Annotated in this window: 1 protein-coding gene; it reads left to right on the top strand. The window is 55.4% G+C overall.

Going from position 1 to position 280, the window contains the following annotated elements; genetic code table 11:
* Window positions 1-73: 73 nt before the first annotated feature.
* Window positions 74-280: cyclic nucleotide-binding domain-containing protein (locus tag L5849_RS15800; RefSeq protein WP_236926316.1), on the top strand; the 207-nt coding region annotated here is incomplete at its 3' end.

Genomic DNA, 280 nt, shown 5'->3' with positions numbered 1-280 from the left:
ATTGCGAACCATTCTGCTGGCGACACATTCACAGCCGCCCCAAAGGATACCCCTCGCGATAAGCAGGGCTGCAATGAAACGCAAAGCAAAGCTCCCGTTCGATCCCAAAGTGTTTCTCTCGAAAGTAAACGGCGGACGAGCCATTTCCGATTGTCGGAAGGATCAAATTGTGTACAGACAGGGCGACCCTGCGGATTCCGTTTTCTACATTCGGAGCGGCAAGGTCAAGGCGACCGTCGTCTCCGAGCAGGGCAAGGAAGCCGTGGTCGCACTTCTGGGA

This window comes from Erythrobacter sp. SN021 (genome assembly GCF_021864455.1).
Note: the sequence above shows the minus strand (reverse complement) of the source record. Positions and strands in the feature narration are given on the sequence as shown.